Source organism: Saccharothrix saharensis, assembly GCF_006716745.1.
Lineage (GTDB): Bacteria > Actinomycetota > Actinomycetes > Mycobacteriales > Pseudonocardiaceae > Actinosynnema > Actinosynnema saharense.
Genome location: NZ_VFPP01000001.1, coordinates 7,038,493 through 7,056,505 on the forward strand (window position 1 = coordinate 7,038,493; position 18,013 = coordinate 7,056,505).

Below are 18,013 nucleotides of genomic sequence, written 5' to 3' on the forward strand. Positions count from 1 at the left end.
CAACCTGGAGGAAGCCATGAGCACCGCGTTCGAGCCCCTGGACCTGGCGGGCACCGAGCTGCCCAACCGGATCGTGATGTCGCCGATGACCCGCAGCCGGGCGTACGACACCGTGCCGACGCCGGTCATGGCCGAGTACTACGCCCAGCGGGCCAGTGCGGGGTTGATCATCACGGAGGGGATCCAGCCGTCCGTGATCGGGCAGGGCTACCCGTTCACGCCCGGTCTGCACAGCGACGAGCAGGTGGAGGGCTGGCGCGGCGTCACGGACGCGGTGCACGCGGCGGGCGGGCGGATCTTCGCGCAGCTCATGCACGGCGGCCGGATCGGGCACCCGAGCCTGCTGCCCGGCGACCTGCACCCCGTGGGCGCGTCGGCGGTGCGTCCCGCGGGGCAGTTGTTCGCCGGCGAGGGGATGGTGGACTTCGAGACGCCGCGTGAGCTGACCGGGGCGGAGGTGGAGGCCACCATCGCCGACTTCGCCACCGCGGCCCGCAACGCGGTCGAGGCCGGGTTCGACGGGATCGAGCTGCACGGCGCCAACGGCTACCTGCTGCACCAGTTCCTGGCCGACAACACCAACCTGCGCACCGACGAGTGGGGTGGCTCGGTCGAGAACCGCATCCGGTTCGTGGTCGAGGTGGTGCGGGCGACGTCCGAGGCGATCGGCGGGCGGCGGGTCGGCCTGCGGATCTCCCCGTTCGCCTCGTACAACGACATCGTCGAGGGGTCGGCCGACGAGGTGTACCCGGCCCTGGTCGACGCGATCAACCCGTTCGGCCTGGCCTACCTGCACATCGGCGAGTCCGGCGAGCGGGCGTTGACGCTGGAGCTGCGCAAGCGCTTCACCGGGACGGTGATCCTCAACCCGTTCACGCCCGACGGCGTCACCGGTCCGGACCACCTGCCGCTGCTGGACGACGGCACCGCGGACGCGTTGAGCTTCGGCGCGTTGTTCCTGGCCAACCCGGACCTGCCCGCCCGGCTGCGCACCGGCGGCCCGTTCAACACGCCGGACCCGTCCACGTACTTCGGCGGCACCGAGAAGGGCTACGTCGACTACCCGGCGTTGACCAGCGTGAACGCGTGACGTTCCGTCCTGAGCGTTGAATTCGGGGGTCCTGGGCGTTCGACTCTCGAGACCTGAGTGTTCGACTCTCGCGTTGGTGGGAAGGCCCCCGGGTTCTGTGGAACCCGGGGGCTTCGGCGTGGGCGGGCGGAGTGGGATCGGGCAGGAAGTGACGCCGGTTCGGGCACGGATCCACCGCGACGTGTGCGTTCGGTCAGGTCAAGCGGGCGGAACTCGGGCCAGGTTCACCCACTTGTGGCGCTGGCCACACCAAATCGGTGGTGTTAGACCTTTAGGCGCGGCCCGAACGGGCAGCGACGGTCCGACCGGGCAGGGAGGCGACGTGCGGGCGGACGAGCGGAAGCGGCGCATCCTGGCCCGGGCCCGGGCGGACGGCCGGGTCGACGTGGCCGAGATCGCGGCCGAGCTGGAGGTCGCGCAGGAGACCGTGCGGCGCGACCTGCGCCTGCTCGACGAGCACGGCCTGGTCCGCCGCACGCACGGCGGCGCGTTCCCGGTGGAGAGCGCGGGCTACGAGACCGGGCTCAAGTTCCGGTCCGCGTCGATGGTGCCGGAGAAGCGGCGGATCGCCCGAGCCGCCGCCGACCGCCTCGGTGACGCGGAGACCGTGTTCGTCGACGAGGGTTACACGCCCCAGCTCGTCGCCGAGGCGCTGCCCACCGGCAGGCCGTTGACGGTGATCACCGCGTCCCTGCCGACCGCCGCCGTGCTGTCGGAGGTGCCGTCCGCGACCGTGCTGCTGCTCGGCGGTCGGGTGCGCGGCCGGACGCTCGCGACGGTGGACCACTGGGCCACCCGCATGCTCTCGGAGATGGTGATCGACCTGGCCTACATCGGGGCGAACGGCATCTCCCGCGAGCACGGCCTGACCACGCCCGACCCGGCGGTGGGCGCGGTCAAGGCGCAGGCACTGGCCTCGGCCCGCCGCCGCGTGTTCGTCGGCGTGCACACGAAGTTCGGCGTGTCGAGCTTCCACCGGTTCGGCGGCATCGCCGACTTGGAGGCGATCGTCACCGACTCCGTGCTGCCCGCGGGCGAGGCGCACCGCTACGCCCTGCTCGGACCGAAGGTCGTCCGGGCCTGACCCCGATCCACGCGTGGGCCCCCGGAGCACCGGGGGCCTGGTCCCGCTCGCCCCGAGGAAGGCAAAGACGATGAAGTCATTGCGGTATGGCGGTCTGCTGGCCGCGGTGCTCCTGGCCACGACGGCGTGCGCCGGCGCGGGCGGCGGGGGCGGCGACGCCGGGAACTCGATCAACGTCCTGATGGTGAACAACCCGCAGATGCAGGACTTGCAGAAGCTCACCGCGGACAACTTCACCAAGGACACCGGCATCACGGTCAACTTCACCGTGCTGCCCGAGAACGACGTCCGCGACAAGATCAGCCAGGACTTCTCCAGCCAGGCGGGCCAGTACGACGTGGCCACGATCAGCAACTACGAGACGCCGATCTACGCCAAGAACGGCTGGCTCACCCCGCTGGACGACTACGTCGCCAAGGACACCGGCTTCGACCAGGACGACGTCCTCGAACCGATCCGCCAGTCCCTCACCGCCGCCGACGGCAAGGTCTACGCGCAGCCGTTCTACGGCGAGTCGTCGTTCCTCATGTACCGCAAGGACGTGCTGGACGCCAAGGGCCTGACCATGCCGGAGAACCCGACGTGGCAGCAGGTCGCCGAGATCGCCGCCCGGGTCGACGGCGCCCAGCCCGGCATGAAGGGCATCTGCCTGCGCGGCCAGCCCGGTTGGGGTCAGCTGATGGCGCCGCTGACCACGGTGGTCAACACGTTCGGCGGCACGTGGTTCACCAAGGACTGGCGGGCGCAGCTCGACTCGCCGGAGTTCAAGGAGGCCACGACGTTCTACGTGGACCTCGTCCGGGCGCACGGCGAGGCGGGCGCGCCGCAGGCCGGGTTCGCCGAGTGCCTGAACAACATGACCCAGGGCAAGGTCGCCATGTGGTACGACGCCACGGTCGCGGCCGGCCTGCTGGAGGCCGAGGACTCGCCGGTGAAGGGCAAGCTCGGCTTCGCCCAGGCGCCGGTCGTCAAGACCGACAGCTCGGCGTGGCTGTACACGTGGGCGTTCGGCATCCAGAAGGCAAGCAAGAGGGCCGACAACGCGTGGAAGTTCGTGTCCTGGGCGTCCGGCAAGGGCTACGAGGAGCTGGTCGGCAAGACGCTGGGCTGGTCGAAGCTGCCCGACGGCAAGCGGAAGTCGACCTACCAGCGGCCCGAGTACCTGGCCGCGGGCGGCTCGTTCGCCGAGCAGGCGGAGGCGGCCATCGCGGGCGCCAAGCCCACCGACCCCGGCGTGCAGGAGCGGCCCGCGAGCGGCATCCAGTTCGTCGGCATCCCGGAGTTCACCGACCTGGGCACGCAGGTGTCGCAGAAGATCAGCGCCGCCATCGCGGGCTCCACCACGGTGGACGCCGCGCTGGAGGAGAGCCAGGCGCTGGCCGAGACCGTCGCCGCCAAGTACCGGGGGAAGTGATGACGAACCCCACCCCCATCGGGAGGACCCGGTGACCGCCGTGCGGGAAGCACCGGCGCGGACCGAACCCGGGCCACCCGCGCGGACGCGGCGGTTGGGGGCGGCGGCTCGCTGGGCCCGCCGCGCCCCGCTCCTGCCCGCGCTGATCTTCACGATCGTGGTCACCCAGCTGCCGTTCGTCGCCACGCTGGTGATCTCGCTGATGCGGTGGAACTCGCTGGACCCGGCCAACCGCGGGTTCGCGGGCCTGGACAACTACGCGGCCGTGTTCACCGACCCGGACCTGCGCGGCGCCATCGGCGTCACGGTCCTGCTCACCGCGACCGTGGTGCTGGTCAGCCTCGCGCTCGGGTTGGGGCTGGCGCTGCTGCTCGACCGGGGGTTCGCCGGGCGGGGCGTGGTGCGCACGATGCTCATCGCGCCGTTCCTGGTGGTGCCGGTCGCCGCCGCGCTGCTGTGGAAGCACGCGCTCTACAACCCCGAGTACGGCCTGCTCAACGGTGTGCTGACGTGGTTGTTCGGCGCCGACGCGCCTCAGCCGGAGTGGATCAGCGGCATGCCGCTGCTCGCGGTCGAGGCGGCGCTGGTGTGGCAGTGGACGCCGTTCATGATGCTGATCCTGCTGGCGGGCTTGCAGAGCCGCCCGCAGGACGCGGTGGAGGCCGCGCGCATCGACGGCGCCACGTCGTGGCAGGTGTTCCGCCACCTCACGCTGCCGCACCTGCGGCAGTACCTGGAGCTGGGCGCGCTGCTCGGCTCGATCTACGTGGTGCAGAACTTCGACGCCGTCTTCACCATCACCTCCGGCGGCCTGGGCACGGCCAACCTGCCGTACACGATCTACCAGACCTTCTACCAGGCGCACGACTACGGCCGGGCGTCGGCGGCGGGCGTGGTCGTGGTGGTCGGCTCGATCGTCATCGCCACGTTCGCGCTGCGCGTGGTGTCGTCGCTGCTTCGCGAGGAGGTGCGCGGGTGAACAGGCTCCTGGGACTGGCCGCGTGGGCCGCCGGCCTGCTGTTCTTCGCGCCGGTGGCGTGGATGGTGCTCACCTCGCTGCACAGCGAGCCGGACGCGGCGACCAACCCGCCGTCACTGGCCGCGCCGATCACGTTCGACGGCTACGCCGAGTTCTTCGACTCGAACCCGTGGCCGCCGCTGATCAACTCGATGAGCGCGTCGATCGGCTCCACGGTGCTGGTGCTGCTGCTGGCCGTCCCGGCGGCGTACGCGCTCTCGATCAAGAAGGTCGAGAAGTGGTCGGACGTGCTGTTCTTCTTCCTGTCCACCAAGATGCTGCCGGTCGTGGCCGGTCTGCTGCCGATCTACCTGGTCGCGCAACACACCGGCATGCTCGACAACATCTCGTTCCTGGTCGTGCTCTACACGTCGATGAACCTGCCGATCGCGGTGTGGCTGATGCGGTCGTTCCTGGCCGAGGTGCCGGGCGAGATCCTGGAGGCCGCCGCGCTGGACGGTGCGGGCCTGGTCACCACGCTGCGCCGGGTCGTCGCGCCGGTCGCCCTGCCCGGCATCGCGGCGACCTCGCTGATCTGCTTCATCTTCAGCTGGAACGAGCTGCTGTTCGCCCGCGTGCTGACCGGTGTGGTGGCGGGCACCGCGCCGGTCCACCTCACCGGGTTCGTCACCAGCCAGGGCCTGTTCCTGGCCAAGGTGTGCGCCGCCGCCGTGGTGGTGTCGCTGCCGGTGCTCGTCGCCGGGTTCGCCGCCCAGGACAAGCTGGTCCAGGGCCTGTCTCTGGGAGCCGTGAAGTGAAAGCAGCCGTGATCACCGGTGTCGGCGCGGTGGAGGTGGCCGAGGTGCCGGATCCGGCGCCCGGTCCGCGGCAGGTCGTCGTGGACGTCGCGGCGTGCGGGCTGTGCGGCACGGACCTGCACATCCTGCAGGGCGAGTTCGCGCCGACGCTGCCGGTCGTGCCGGGGCACGAGTTCGCGGGCGTGGTCGTCGAGGTGGGGACCGACGTCACCGAAGTCGCGGTCGGCGACCGGGTCGCGGTGGACCCGTCGCTGTACTGCCACGAGTGCCGCATGTGCCGGTCCGGGCGCGCCAACCTGTGCGAGCGGTGGGCCGCCATCGGCGTCACGACCGGGGGTGGCGCGGCCGAGTACGCGCTCGCGCCGGTGGCGAACTGCGTGAAGCTGCCCGACCACGTGCGCACCGAGGACGCCGCGCTGATCGAGCCGCTGTCGTGCGCGGTGCGCGGGTACGACGTGCTGCGCTCGCAGTTGGCCAGCCGGGTGCTCATCTACGGCTCGGGCACGATGGGCCTGATGATGCTGCAGCTCGGCAAGCTCACCGGCGCGTCGTCGATCGAGGTGGTCGACCTCAACCCGGACCGCCTGGCCACGGCCGAGCTGCTCGGCGTCACGGCCACCGCGACGTCGCCGGACGAGCTGGACCGGCCGCGGGGTTGGGACGTCGTGATCGACGCGACCGGCAACGAGAAGGCGATCCAGGACGGGCTGGGCCGGGTCGCCAAGGGCGGCACGTTCCTGCAGTTCGGCGTGTCCGACTACGCGGCGCGGGTGACCATCGACCCGTACCGGATCTACAACCAGGAGATCACCATCACCGGGTCGATGGCGGTGCTGCACTCGTTCGAACGCGCGGCCGACCTGTTCGCCGCGGGCGTGCTCGACCCGGAGGTGTTCATCAGCGACCGCCTGCCGCTGGCGGACTACGCCTCGGCGCTGTCGCGGTTCCGGGCGGGGCAGGGGCGCAAGATCCAGGTGCTGCCCTGAACGCGGACCGGCCCCGGTCACCCGCCGTCGCGGGAGACCGGGGCCGGTCCGCTCGGTGCTAGTTGTTGGCCGCGCGCTTGCGCAGCACGATCAGCAGCGCCGCGCCGCCACCCAGCAGGACCACGCCGATGACCAGCGGGATCGCGATGCTCGCACCCGTGTTGGCCAGGCCGTCACCGGTGTCGGCCACCGGCACGACCGCCGCGGCCGTCGTGGTCGTGGTGGCCGGCGCCGACGACTCGGAGGTGGTCGCCTCCACCGTCGTGGTGGTGGTCGTGGGCTCGGTCTCGTCGGTCGTCGTCGCCACCGTGGTGGTGGTGGTCGTCGTCGTCGTCGTGGTCGTGGTGGTCTTCACGCACGACGGGACCTTGACGGTCCCGCGGACGGACCAGTTCCTGTCGTTCACCTCGTCGATCGGGTCGTTCCACGCCAGCACCTCGTAGGCGAAGACCAGTTCGACCTTGCTGTCGCGGACGTAGGTCTGCTTGAAGTTCTGGTCGAACGTGGTGTCCTCGATCGTCTCACCGTTGAGGGTGATCTTGATCCGGTTCTTCTTGGTGTGGTGCTTGTCGTAGTACTGCAGGTCGGCGGTCAGCGTGCTCTTCTCGCCGTCGCAGCCCGGCGTGAACTTCGGCGTGTGCGCCGAGGCGGGGACGGCGGCGAAGACGGTCGCGGCGACGGCGGCGACGGCGGCGCCGACCAGGGCACCGACTCTGGCGAACTGCATGTGAGGGCTCCTGAGGGAAGGGCTAAGGAGAACCGCGCCACCCTATCGGGTGGTAGGTAACGACACGATCTAGGGTTCGGTAACTACTTACCGTGGTTCCGTGATCTGTGTGTCACCGGGACGGTTCATCCTCGCGACAGGACGGCGGGCGGGGTGGTGGCCGGGAGTGCGACCCGCCACCACCCCGCCCGCCGCCTGGTCAGCCCCTCGCGTAGACGCCGGACGTCGTCGCCGCCGAGACGCCGAAGCCGCCCGCGAAGAGCTGGTTGACCCGGTTCGCCTCCTGGGCGTTCGGGTAGGGGTTGCGGCAGGACGTGCCCGCGCTGCCGCCCGACATCAGGTACGAGCAGATGCCGTTGTAGGTGTCGGGCAGGCCGAGGCCGTGCCCGATCTCGTGGGCCACGATCCGCAGCGCCGAGTTGCCCGCCGCCACGTCCCGCGAATCGATGTAGATCGTGGCGCACCCGAGCCCGCAGGGGTAGGCCCGGGAACCGCCGCCGGTGGTCGCGTGGATCCGGATCGTGGCGCTGCCGCCGCGGACCATCCGCACGTTCGGCACCCTCGAGTTCCAGATCTGCGCGGCCTGGTCGGCTTCCGCCGAGTAGCCGGAGGCGCTGTAGTAGACGGTCCTGGCGAGGGCGGTCGGCGGCGCGGTCGCGGCCGACGCCGGACCGACCAGGACGGTGCCCACCAGTGCGATCGTCGTGAACAGCGCCCCGGACAGCAGGCGCAGCACTCTCTTCGTCACACGATCTCCTTCGGTGCAGGGTGAGGAGGTGTTCGTGTGTTACGACATTAAGAGCGGGTGAACGGCTCGCGTCATACGGTTTGGCCATAGCCCCCGTCGATGTCCCACCGGCGGGCGTCGGACATCAGGCCGATCATCCCCGAGACCAGCCGGAGCTGGTCGACGTCGCGGATGTCGGCCTCCACCAGCCGCGGCGAGCACACCACGACCGCCACGGCCTGCGCCCGCGACAGCGCGACGTTCAACCTGTTGCGCGACAGCAGGAAGTCCAGCCCGCGCGGCAGGTCCACGGCGGCCGACGACGTCATCGTGGTGATCACGACGGGCGCCTCCTGGCCCTGGAACCGGTCCACGGTGCCGACCCGGACGTGCTCGTAGCCGTGCTTCTCCAGCTCCCGCCGCACCAGGCGCACCTGGAGGTTGTACGGCGCCACCACGAGGACGTCCGAATCGTCCAACGCCCGCGCGTCCGGCCCGTCCGTCCACATGCGACCCATGAGCGACCGGACCACGCCCACCACCGCCGTCGCCTCCTCGATGGACGACGTGGTGTTGTGCGCGTGGGAGACCGAGTGGACGTACACACCCGACGGCACGCCGTCGATCCCGCGCGCGGCCGCACTCGGGTGCGCGTGCAGCAGACCGGCGTAGGACAGGGTGGACACCGGTCCGCACACCGCCGGGTGCATGCGCCGCGTCTGGTCCAGGAAGTAGCCGAGCTCCGGCCCGATCACGTCCGCGTCGCCGATCAGGTGCCCCAGCGCGGACGCCTCCGCGCCCGCCGGGTGGGTGCCCTGCACCACCTGCGGCAACTGCTGCGGGTCGCCCAGCAGCACCAGGTTGCGCGCGCACGTCGACACGGCCAGCGCGTCGGCCAGCGCGAACTGCCCGGCCTCGTCCACGATCAGCACGTCGAACGGCTGCTCCCGCAGTGCCGCGTTGGCGAACGTCCACGCCGTGCCGCCGACCAGGTGCCCGGCACCCTGGTCGTTGCGCCACCGCACCAGCGCCGGGTTGTCGCGCGGCTGCTCCCACGCGCAGTCCTTCGCGGGCGCGCCCTTGGCCCGCTTCGCGGTCGGGATCGGCACGCCCAGCTCACGGCCCGCGGCCAGGGCCGCGCTCAGCACGTTCTCCACCGCCTTGTGGCTGGTCGACGTCACGCCGACGCTGCGGCCGCCGCGGATCAGGTGCGCGATCAGCCGGCCGGCCAGGTACGTCTTGCCCGCGCCCGGCGGGCCCTGCACGGCCAGCGTGGAGCCGTCCAGCGCGTCCACCGCCGCGATGACGTCGGCGATCAGGTCGTCGCCGCGGGGCAGCGCGCCGGTCCTCAACCGCGGCGGCGTGCGGCGGACCAGGTCGACGCCGGGGTGCGGCGGGAGCGCGGGCAGCCCGTCCACGACCGACCGGGCCAGGTCGTACACCGCCTCGTCCTTGGGCGTGGGGCGGACCGGGCTGCCGGGCAGCACCGCGAGGGGCTGCTCGCCGTGCACCTCGTCGGGGGCGACGCTCTCCAGGACCACCATGTCCTCGGCCGACTCGGCGAGCACCACCGCGTCCCGCGTCACGTTGGCGGGCGTGCCGGGGTAGAGCAGCCGCACCTGGTCGCCCTTCGCGAACGGGTGCGGCCGGTCGGGGTCGCACCACACCCGCAGCTCCCGCTTGGCCTTGCGGACCCGGCCGGACGGCATCGCCCAGTCCTGCGCCCGCACGGACACCGGCACCGCGCAGGCGCTGTCGGACTCCAGCTCGCTCAACGGCGCCGCCATCTGCCGGAAGAAGTCCCACCACGCCGGGTTCGTCTCCCGCCGGTGGTAGCCGACCGCGGCGGCGAGCAGCGCCCGCGCCCGTTCGTCGTCGGTGGCCTCCGCCGGGTTGTCCGGCAGGCCTTCCAGCAGCGGGTCGACCACGGCGGCGAGGCGTTCGGCGCGTTCGGCCCGCCGTTGGGCGGCGATCTCGTCCTCGATCTCCTCGCCGAACGACGGCTCCGGCACGTGCGGCTCGATGCCCGCCTCCGCGCGCACCTCCAGCAGGAACCGGTAGAGGCGCAGGGTGGAGACGCAGTCGTAGGTGTTGTAGTCGGCGATGCCGGTGAGCACGTCCTCGGCGCGGGCCGGGTCGACGTCGCGCAGCGCCAGGAACTCCTCGTAGGCCTCGATGCTGGAGACGGCCGTGGTCACCTCGCCCGCGCGAGCGTCGGGCATGTAGAGCGGCTCCAGGTACTTGATCGAGTACGACCGCTGGGACACGCGCAGCGCCTTGCGCACGACGGCGTAGAGGTCGACCAGCGCGCCGGAGCGCAGCAGGTGGTCGACGGCGTCCTCACGCGTGCCGTGCAGGGCGGCGAGCTTCTTGAGCGCGTTCACCTCGTACGGCGCGTAGTGGTAGACGTGCGCTTCCGGGTGCTGTTCCAACGCGCGGGTGGCGTGGTCGACGAACCGCTCGAACGCGGCCTTCTCCTGCGGCCGGGTGTGCGCCCAGAACGGCGTGAACCGCTCGGTCGCGTCGACCACGCCGAACAGGTACTCCAGGCCCTCTCCGTCGAGCGCGAACGGGTCGCCCTCCATGTCGAAGAACAGGTCGCCGGGGCTGGGCACGGGCAGGGTGGCGAGGGCTTCCGGCGCGACGACCTCGTAGGCGACCTTGCCGATCGGGTCGTCGTCGGTGCGCGAGTCGTCCTGGATGACCTGCAACGCGGCCTGGGCGCGCAGACCGGTGAACGTGGCCGCCGACATGGTGGCGGGGCGGTCGGCGCGGGTGGCGTTGGCCAGGGCGTCGATGGTGCCCAGGCCCGCGGCGGCGAGCTTGCGGCGCTGGTCGGCGCGTATGCCGGCGACCAGGGACAGGTCGCGGTCGGCTTCGCGGCCGGTGGCGCAGTGCCGGCCGAAGCGGCAGGTGGCGCAGGCGGGGCGTTCGTCGTCCCACAGGCGTCCGGGCAGGGTGGCGGGCGCGGCGAGGCGGGCGGTGAGGCGGGTCCGGAGGTCGCGGACCAGCGGGAGGAAGTCGGCGACCTGGAACGTCTTGGTGGTGCCGTCGCCGAGCCGGAGGTGCATGGCGGGGCCGGCGTGGTGGCCGAGGGCGTGGGCGTAGGCGGTGAGCTGGACGACGGCGGCCGGGGTGGCGTGCCGGGCGAGCTTGGCGTCGTGCGGCTCGTAGCCCCGGTCGGTGGCGACGAGGAAGTCGGCGCGGCCGTGGAAGCCGTCGGCGTAGAAGACGGCCTGGTAGATGACCGGCGCGCGGTCCTCGATCGCCCGCGCGGTCTGTGCGGCGGCCAGCGTGAGCGCTTCGTGCGCCGGTGCCGGTTGAGGGATCTCGACCACGTCGTGCTCGGCGCGGAACCGGGCCAGGACGGCCTGCTCGTGCGCGTGACCGTGCCGGGTGGCGAGCGTGTTCGGCTGGGCGTCGGGCGTCGGCGCGCCGGGCAGCCCCACGGCCAGCGCCAGCGAGAGCCTGCTCCGGTGATCGCACTCCAACAGGTCGACCAGGTCCGCCGGGGAGTGCACCAGGTGGCCGTCGGCGGTGAGCATGGCGGGCAGTATCGCGGCCGGCCGGGCCAACCCCGCGGACCGCGCCCGGCGAGTCGCCGTTCTGCGGCCTCCACCACGCTCCCGAACGTTCACCCCACGCGTCCCGGACGTTCGACTCTCGCGAGTGTCGAACGCTCAGGCCCCGAGTGTCGAACGCTCAGGTACCCCGAGTTCAACGTTCAGGTCAGCGGACCGTGGGCGGCCTGCCAGCGGGAACGGTGGGCAGCGGCCTCGGTGGCGGCGGCGGCTTCGGCGGCGGGCGGCAGGGGTTCGGCGCACCACGCGCGCAGCACGGCGGCCAGCTCTCGGACGAACCGGACACCGGTCGGGGTGAGCTCGTCGGACGCCAGCAGCGCCTCGGCGGTGACCAGCGCGGCCGAACGCCACCGCGCGTACTCCACCCGCGCGGCCGGACCGGGCCGGGAACGCCAGAACCCCGCCACGCCCAGGTGCGCGTACGTGCCGTGCAGCAGGCCCGCCGCGGGCCGCGGGTCCTCCCGCCACGGCGCGTAGAACACCGCGTCACCACCCGGCCGCACCAGCGCGAACAGGTCCATCACGGCGACCAGCTTGCTGTGCTGCGCCTCGTGCACCAGCGTCACGGCCAACGTCTCCGCGTCCGGCGTCGGCGACAGGAACACGCACCCGAACGCGTCGGCCAACGTCGCGCTGCTCGTCCCCGAAGGCGACGACGGCATCGGTGTCACCACCGTCACCACCTCGGCGAACTCCGCCGCCGGTCCCGGGTGGTCACGGGCCAGCAGGTCCCACGCCGCGCGCAGCGCGTCACGCCACCGCGGCACGTCGACCTCCGACGCCACCGGCAGCTCGTCCGGCACCCCGCCCCCGGCCCACAGGTCCACCTGGAGCGTGAACCCGTCCAGCTCGACCTCGGGCAACGGCTCGTAGGCCAGCCCCGGCCCCACCACCACACCCAACGACGGCAGCGAGAACACCTCCACCGGCGGGAACTCCAGGTCCACCGGCACGCCGGCCCGCACCGCCGCCGCGGCCGCCGTGAACGCCAGCTCCGCCGGTCGCGCCGCCTCACCGCGCCGCACCGCCAACGCCGTCCGCGTCGCCCACGCGCCGACCGACGGGTGGTCCAGCACCCGGTCCACCGCCTCCGGCGCCACCCGAGCCACCTCGCACAGCAGCGCGAACGCGTCCCGTGCCGCCGGGTCCGCCGCGATCGACCGGATCAGCAGCAGCGTCCGGCTGCGCCGCGCCAGCCGCAACGTGCGCACCGCCGACGGACCGCCACCGCCGCGCGCGAGGGCGGTGAAGTCCGCGGCCGACACCCGGAACGGCCCGACGGTCACGCCAACGCCGCCAGGTCCGTCGCGACCCGCGCCCGCACGTGCCCGATCAGCCGCACGAGGTCCGGGCAGTACACCGAGGGCCGGTCGAACCCGGCGCCCTCCCGGAACCGGTGCGCCCGCAGCCCTCCGCCGCACGCCGACACCACCGGGCACCGGCGGCACGGCGCGGACAACCCGGCCAGCCCCGCCCGCCCGGCGCGCACCTCCGGCAGGTCCCACGCCGAGTCGAACGGGTCCCGCGCCACGTGCAGCCCGGTCGTCGACGCCCCCGGTGAAGACGACGCCAGGATGTCCGACACCTCGATCGCGCCGTCGGTCTCCACGACCACCTGCGCCGACGGGCTCAACCCGATGCCCTCCACCCCGGAACGCCCGCCCAGCAGCACCGCCAGCAGCTCCTCGAACAGCCGCACGCGCGTCGACGGCCGGTCGTACCAGACGTCGAACACGGCGATCAGCCAGTCGGCGTAAGGCGTCACGGCCGGGTCGGCGACGCGTCCGGGCGGCGGCGCGGACCAGTTGCCGTGCGGCAGCAGGAAATCCACCGCGGGCGGCTCGAATTCCAGCAACGAGCCGTAGACGCGCAGCGGGTCTTCACCCACGTCGACCACGCACAGCAGACCGCCGTACACGTCGGGGAACGAACGCAACCCCGCCAACGCCGCGCGCACCGCCGCCCAACTGCCGCCGCCGTCGGGCCGCACGCGGTGCCGGTCGTGCGCTTCCGGCGTGCCGTCGACGCTCACCCCGACCCGGACGCCGAGCGCGGAGAACAGCTCCAGGAATTCGCGGTCCAGCAATGTCGCGTTGGTCTGCACGGTGAACCGCACCGACGCGGGCACGACCGCGCGGAACCGGGCGACCAGGGACTCGATCGCGGCCCGCCCGGCCAACAGCGGCTCACCGCCGTGCAGCACCACTTCCACGTCCGACAATGCGTGCCGGCGCACGTGTTCCGCCACCCGTTCGGCGGTGTGCGCGACGATCTCCGGCGACATCGCCCGCGGCCGGGAACGCCACCGCTGGTCGGCCAGTTCGTAGACGTAGCAGTAGTCGCAAGCCAGGTTGCACCTGCCGTGCACCTTGAGCACGAACTGGCGGAACGCCAACGCTTTCGCCACCCCCCGGATAATTCGGACATCCCGAGCAATCGCCGACCCCCTATGGCAATCAAACACAGCGCGCCGCCCGCTACCTCCGCCAATCGGAGGATTCGCGACGGTGACCGTTGTCGTTCACTACGATGGGAAGTGCGCCGCCGGCGGTGCCGGCAATCAGGCGACTGCGGTGAAAGCCGCAGCTTTGCGGTGAGGGGGTACGTCGGATGGCTGCCGAACCCGTCCTGGAGTCCGAGCTCCTGGACGTCACGGGGGTGGACCTGGCCCGGTTGGCCGAGCTGCCGGACACCGCGCTGCGCGCCGCGCTGCACCGGATCCTCGCGGAGAACGCCGAGCTGCCGAACCGGTTCGCGGCCTTCGAGAGCTCCCTGTGACGGCCGCGACCGCTGCTGCCGTTCGGGTGAAACGCGGCTGAATCGCGGGCGCGCGGCCCGCGTTCGACGGTATTCCCCAGTTCCCCGCCGCTCTGGAGCAGCAGATGAGCACCCCGCGCACGACCCCGCGAACCACCCCGGGCCGCACCGGGGTCACCGCCTTCCTGTCGGCGACCGGGGGAACCGGCCGCACCAGCGCGGTGGCGAACCTGGCGTGGGTGCTGGCCGCGGCCGGGCAGCGGGTCCTGGTGGTGGACTGGGGCTCGGAGGTGCCGCGGGTGCGCGAGTACCTGGAGCCGTTCCTGGTGGCGCGCCTCGGCCTGCCGGACGCGCTGGGCCGCGGGCTGCTGGCCGCGTACCGGGCGGACGCGGTGCGCGAGGACGACCCGGTGCCGGTGGTGGAGCGGTTCGCGCCGCCGGCGGGTGACGTCACCGCGCCCGGCCACGTCGACGTGGTGTCGCCGGTGCCGACCGACTCGGCGGGCCGACCGCGGCCCGGGACCGGGCACGGTGACGCGGGCGTGGTCGTCGAGCTGCGCGCGCGGCTGGCCGAGTCCGACTACGACCAGGTGCTGATCGACGCGCCGACCGGCGCGGGTGACGAGTCGCTGACGCTGATCGCGACGCTGTGCGAGCTGGCCGTGGTGTGCTTCCGGCCGCGTCCCCGGGCGATCGCGGACGCGGCGGACCTCGCCGCGCGGCTGCGCAAACGCGCGCCGATCAGGATCGACGTGGTGCCGGTGGCGACGTTGTTCGACGACGCCGACGAGCTGTCGCGGGCGCAGCGCATCCGCTCGGCGATCCACGCCGCGTTCGCCGAACTGCTGGCGGGGCAGGCGAAGCGGGTGCCCGACGGCGGCACGATCGAGATCCCCTACCGCCCGTACGACGCGTTCGACCCGCTGCTGGCGATCCTGGTGGAGGAGCCGGGCGCCGGTGGTGCGCTGGAAGCCCAGTACGGCCGCTTGGCCGCGGCGGTCAGCGGTGGCGCGGTCACCGGGGTCGTGCCGGTGTCACCGGTGCTGCGCGCCCGCTACCGGCGGGTGTTCGGCCTGGCGTCGACCACCGAGCCGGACCGCGTGGCGCTCGTGTACGCGCCGCGCGACCGGGCCTGGGCGGACTGGGTGCGCGGCCAGTTGGAACGCGCGGGCGCGCAGGTGCGCCGGCTGCCCGAAGCGCACGGGTGGTTCGAGGCCGACGTGCCGCCGGGCGTGGTGGTCCTGTCGTCGCCGCACCTGGGCCCGGTGGAGCTGCCGGCCGTGCCGCTGACCGTGCTGCGGCTGCACCTGGCCGAGGACGCGCCGGCCGACGGCGGGTTGTCGGTGCACGACCACTCGCCGGAGGCGCTGGGCGCCCGGCTGCTGAGCCACTTCGGGCTGATCGACCGGCCCGGCACGGTGCACGAGCCGGCCATGCGGGTGCCGGGCAGCGACCCGGCGGTGTTCGAGCTGCCGCCGCGCCACCGCGGTTTCGTCGGCCGCGACGAGGACCTGGAGGCGTTGCGCGACCGGTTCGCGGCGGCGGGCGACCGGCACGCGGTGGTGTCGGTGAACGGCGTGCCCGGCGTGGGCAAGAGCGAGTTGGCGCTGGAGTACGCCTACCGGTTCTCGGCGGACTACTCGGCGGTGTGGTGGCTGTCCGCGCACGACCGGCAGTCGGTGCTGACCGGGTTGGCGGAGCTGGCCGCGCGGCTGCGCCAGCCGGGCTCGACGGACTACGGCACGCTGTCGGCGCTGGAGCGGCTGTCGAACGACCCGGCTCACGCGCGGTTCCTGCTGGTGTACGACAACGCCGACGACCCGGACGTGCTGACCGACCTGCTGCCGACCGGCGCCACCGGGCACGTGCTGATCACCGCGGCCCCGGCGGACGGGCGGGCCGTCGAGCTGGTGCCGATGCGCGCCGAGGACAGCGTGCGCCTGCTGCTGGACCGGGTGCCGGGGCTGGCCGAGGACGACGCGCGGCGGGTCGCGGACGCCGTGGGCCACCTGCCGCTGGCGCTGGACCTGGCGTCGTGCTGGCTCGGTGAGACGGCGCGGTCGGAGGTGGGCGCGGGTTCCCGGGACGCCGACGCCGCCACCTGGGCCACCCGCACCCTGTTCGAGCGGCTCCGCCGGTCCGAAGTGGACGGTGTGGCGCGGGTGGTCGACGTCGCGGTGGACGCGTTGCGGGACAGCGCCACCGGCCGGTTGGCGGTGCTGGTGGCACAGCTGTCCGCGTTCCTGTCGCCCGAGGGCGCGGACCTCGGGCTCGTGCGCTCGCCCGCGTTCCTCGGCCGGGTGATCGCGGCGGGCGGGGTGGACGCCGAGCCGCTGGAGCTGGACGCCGCCGAGATCGACCGGGTGCTCTGGCACGGCGCGCGGTACGGGCTGTTCCGCGTCGACTGGGGCGACCAGTACTCGCTGCGCCTGCACCGGGTGGTGCAGCGCGCGCTGCGCGACCGGATGAGCCCGGCCGAGCGGGAGGAGCGGCAGGCCGACGTGCTGGCCGCGCTGGCCGCGTTCGCGCCGACCGAGGTGGAGGACACCTCGCCGACCCGGCACGCCCGGTTCGCCGAGCTGCAGAAGCACGTCATCCCGTCCGGTGCGCTGGACGGCGACGACCCGGACGTGCGCCGCTGGCTGGTCAACCAGGTGCGGTTCCTGTTCACCGACGGCGGCGCGGGCGTGCGGCGGGCGGCGCTGGGACCGGGTCGGGCGCTGCTGGACGCGTGGACCCGGCGGTTCGGGCCGGCCGACCCGCTGCGCAACCGGCTGGCCACCGAGCTGGCCAACGTGCACCGCGTGCTCGGCGAGCCGACCGAGGCGCTGCGGCTGGACGACCTCGCGCTGGCCCAGCAGCGCCGCGCCCTGGACCTGACCCACCCCCGACCGCTGATCACGGCCCGGGGTCGCGGCGGCGACCTGCGCGGGCTCGGGCTGTTCGCCGAGGCGCTGGCCGAGGACCAGGCGACCTGGGAGGGCCTGCGCTCGGTGCTCGGCGAGGACCACCCGGACACCCGCCGTGCCGCGAACAACCTGGCGTCCTCGATGTTCCTGTCCGGTGACGCGGCGGGCGCGCTCGCCCTGGAGGAGGACAACTACCGCAGGCGGCGGCGGCTGTTCGGCACCGACGACGTGCGGACGTGGGCCACGCTCGCGCAGATCGGCCTGTACCAGCGGGAACTGGGCCGCTACCCGGAGGCGCTGGACTCGCTGCTGGTGGCGGCGCAGCGCCTGCAGCAGCGGCCGGAGGCCAACCAGCTCCAGATCGGCGTGCAGTGGAACCGGGCCATCGCGCTGCGGCTGGTGGGCCGGGTCAAGGAAGCCAAGGAGCGCACCGGCAAGGCGTTGCGGGACTACCGCGAGGTTCTCGGCCCGCACCACCCGTACACGCTGGGCTGCGCGTTGAGCTTCGCCGCCGACCACCGCCGGTTCGGCGTCGACCCCGAGCTGGCCGTGGAACTGGCGCGCACCGCGCTGACCGGTTTCCGGCACCACCTCGAACTGCGCGACGACCACCCGTTCGTGGCGCTGTGCGAGCTGGGCCTCGGCTTGGCGCTGCGTGCCGCGGGCGACCACGGCGGCGCGGTGAGCCACGTGGAGGACGCGACGCGGACGTTGCGCGCCCGGCTCGGCGACACGCACCCGTGGACGCTCGCGGCGGCCATCGACGAGGCGCGCGTGCTCGCCGCGGCCGGCGAGCCGGACCGGGCCGGCGAGCTGATCGCCGACGCCCACACCGACTGCCTGGAGTTCCTGGGGCACGATCACCCGCACACCGCCGCGGCGGCGCACAACCTGCGGCTCGCGGCGCAGCCTACCGACCAGGACTGGCGGGAGTGCGATGTCGACATCCCGCACACCTGAGC

At 73.0% G+C, this 18,013-nt stretch carries 13 protein-coding genes; 8 read left to right on the forward strand and 5 right to left on the reverse strand.

Annotation, left to right across the window (positions count from 1 at the left end; all coding sequences use genetic code 11):
- Positions 1-16 precede the first annotated feature (16 nt).
- The 6 genes from FHX81_RS32210 to FHX81_RS32235 all read left to right on the forward strand — a co-directional run bounded on the left by FHX81_RS32210 (position 17) and on the right by FHX81_RS32235 (position 6,350).
- A complete protein-coding gene (locus tag FHX81_RS32210) occupies positions 17-1,090 on the forward strand; it encodes an alkene reductase (RefSeq protein WP_141982265.1) in 1,074 nt (357 codons plus the stop codon).
- A 322-nt stretch (positions 1,091-1,412) separates the two neighbouring features.
- On the forward strand, positions 1,413-2,174 hold the full coding sequence (locus FHX81_RS32215; RefSeq protein WP_141982267.1) for a DeoR/GlpR family DNA-binding transcription regulator: 762 nt from the start codon (positions 1,413-1,415) through the stop codon (positions 2,172-2,174).
- Between the two features lie 70 nt (positions 2,175-2,244).
- Positions 2,245-3,588, forward strand: a complete 1,344-nt coding sequence (locus tag FHX81_RS32220; protein ID WP_141982269.1) for an ABC transporter substrate-binding protein — start codon at positions 2,245-2,247, stop codon at positions 3,586-3,588.
- A gap of 40 nt (positions 3,589-3,628) precedes the next feature.
- Positions 3,629-4,567: a carbohydrate ABC transporter permease gene (locus FHX81_RS32225; RefSeq protein ID WP_425473898.1), complete on the forward strand. Its 939-nt coding sequence runs from the start codon at positions 3,629-3,631 to the stop codon at positions 4,565-4,567.
- On the forward strand, positions 4,564-5,364 hold the full coding sequence (locus tag FHX81_RS32230; RefSeq protein ID WP_246108075.1) for a carbohydrate ABC transporter permease: 801 nt from the start codon (positions 4,564-4,566) through the stop codon (positions 5,362-5,364). Before FHX81_RS32225 ends, FHX81_RS32230 begins: the two co-directional genes overlap by 4 nt.
- Positions 5,361-6,350: a zinc-dependent alcohol dehydrogenase family protein gene (locus tag FHX81_RS32235; protein WP_141982273.1), complete on the forward strand. Its 990-nt coding sequence runs from the start codon at positions 5,361-5,363 to the stop codon at positions 6,348-6,350. Before FHX81_RS32230 ends, FHX81_RS32235 begins: the two co-directional genes overlap by 4 nt.
- Before the next feature lie 58 nt (positions 6,351-6,408).
- Here the strand turns inward: FHX81_RS32235 and FHX81_RS41455 are convergent, their stop codons facing one another.
- The 5 genes from FHX81_RS41455 to FHX81_RS32265 form a co-directional block, all read right to left on the reverse strand.
- On the reverse strand, positions 6,409-7,077 hold the full coding sequence (locus tag FHX81_RS41455; protein ID WP_211363617.1) for a hypothetical protein: 669 nt from the start codon (positions 7,075-7,077) through the stop codon (positions 6,409-6,411).
- A gap of 199 nt (positions 7,078-7,276) precedes the next feature.
- Positions 7,277-7,825, reverse strand: a complete 549-nt coding sequence (locus FHX81_RS32250; protein ID WP_141982277.1) for a snapalysin family zinc-dependent metalloprotease — start codon at positions 7,823-7,825, stop codon at positions 7,277-7,279.
- A 71-nt stretch (positions 7,826-7,896) separates the two neighbouring features.
- The gene (locus tag FHX81_RS32255) at positions 7,897-11,325 is read right to left on the reverse strand and encodes a TM0106 family RecB-like putative nuclease (RefSeq protein WP_170232482.1); all 3,429 of its coding nucleotides are present in this window, start codon (positions 11,323-11,325) and stop codon (positions 7,897-7,899) included.
- Between the two features lie 203 nt (positions 11,326-11,528).
- Entirely contained in the window at positions 11,529-12,671 is a 1,143-nt protein-coding gene (locus tag FHX81_RS32260; protein WP_170232245.1) for an aKG-HExxH-type peptide beta-hydroxylase, read from the reverse strand.
- Positions 12,668-13,792 carry an FxsB family cyclophane-forming radical SAM/SPASM peptide maturase gene (locus tag FHX81_RS32265; protein ID WP_246108076.1) on the reverse strand — a complete coding sequence of 375 codons (1,125 nt, stop codon included), beginning with the start codon at positions 13,790-13,792 and terminating at the stop codon, positions 12,668-12,670. The genes FHX81_RS32260 and FHX81_RS32265 overlap by 4 nt, the downstream gene beginning before the upstream one ends.
- Before the next feature lie 203 nt (positions 13,793-13,995).
- Here FHX81_RS32265 and fxsA point away from each other — a divergent pair, with 203 nt between their 5' ends.
- Together fxsA and fxsT are read left to right on the forward strand one after the other, a co-directional pair.
- Positions 13,996-14,163: an FxSxx-COOH cyclophane-containing RiPP peptide gene (gene fxsA / locus FHX81_RS32270; protein WP_141982283.1), complete on the forward strand. Its 168-nt coding sequence runs from the start codon at positions 13,996-13,998 to the stop codon at positions 14,161-14,163.
- A gap of 104 nt (positions 14,164-14,267) precedes the next feature.
- Positions 14,268-18,011 (forward strand): FxSxx-COOH system tetratricopeptide repeat protein, encoded by a 3,744-nt coding sequence (gene fxsT, locus FHX81_RS32275; protein ID WP_141982284.1) that lies wholly within the window; start codon positions 14,268-14,270, stop codon positions 18,009-18,011.
- Positions 18,012-18,013 lie beyond the last annotated feature (2 nt).

Excerpts from the sequence above, each read along its gene's own strand:
- fxsT (WP_141982284.1), top strand. The coding sequence starts at position 14,268 with ATGAGCACCCCGCGCACGACCCCGCGAACCACCCCGGGCCGCACCGGG.
- FHX81_RS32210 (WP_141982265.1), top strand. The coding sequence starts at position 17 with ATGAGCACCGCGTTCGAGCCCCTGGACCTGGCGGGCACCGAGCTGCCC.
- FHX81_RS41455 (WP_211363617.1), bottom strand. The coding sequence starts at position 7,077 with ATGCAGTTCGCCAGAGTCGGTGCCCTGGTCGGCGCCGCCGTCGCCGCC.
- fxsA (WP_141982283.1), top strand. The coding sequence starts at position 13,996 with ATGGCTGCCGAACCCGTCCTGGAGTCCGAGCTCCTGGACGTCACGGGG.
- FHX81_RS32220 (WP_141982269.1), top strand. The coding sequence starts at position 2,245 with ATGAAGTCATTGCGGTATGGCGGTCTGCTGGCCGCGGTGCTCCTGGCC.